This is a genomic window from Mitsuaria sp. TWR114 (assembly GCF_007997345.1).
In genome coordinates, this window is sequence record NZ_VOSR01001138.1 from 1 (window position 1) to 713 (window position 713).

At 68.0% G+C, this 713-nt stretch carries 1 protein-coding gene; it reads right to left on the reverse strand.

Translation table 11 applies throughout. The features are described 5' to 3' along the window. A partial coding sequence (locus FUT87_RS28175; protein WP_147243085.1) for an AMP-binding protein occupies positions 1–566 on the reverse strand: 566 nt, incomplete at its 3' end. Positions 567–713 lie beyond the last annotated feature (147 nt).

Genomic DNA, 713 nt, shown 5'->3' on the forward strand with positions numbered 1-713 from the left:
GTCGTGCCGGAGGTGTAGATGATGGTGGCCAGCTCATCGGCGCCGCGGGTCGGCTTGCCCTTGAGCGGCGGCGTCTCGGCGCAGATCGCGTCCCAGTGGTCGTAGGCGTCCTGCGCGTCCTCCGGCGAGACCGGATAGGAGATGCACGGCAGCCCCAGCGGCACGCCGGGCCGCATGCCTTCCCAGCCGTCGAGCTTGCCGACGAAGAGCAGCTTGGACTCGCTGTGGCTGAGGATCTGGTGGATGGTGTCCGCGGCCAGCGTCGGATACAGCGGCACGCTGACGTAACCGGCCATCCAGATGGCCAGGTCGCTCATCAGCCACCAGGCGCAGTTCTTGGACAGGATGGCGACGCGCGCGCCCGGCTCCCAGCCCTGCTCCAGGCCCAGCGTCTTCAGGTGGGCGGCCATGCGGCGGGCCTGGTCCGCGACTTCCTTCCAGGTGAAGTCCTTCACCACGCCGCCGCCCATCGGCTGGCGCAGCGTGACCCGGTTCGGCGTGTCGAGCTCCCAGGCGTACAGGCGTTGCAACGCGAGGGAATCAGCCGGCAGGCGGGTCGTGGACATCGGGGGTCTCCTTGTTGTGATGGTGCTGAAACCGGACGGAATCAGCGCCGGAGACTACGCCGGCCCGCGCGAGGCAACGAGCGGGTTTCTTCGATGACCGTGATCGACTTGGCACCCTAAACCAGGGTTTCCTTTGGACACGGGGGG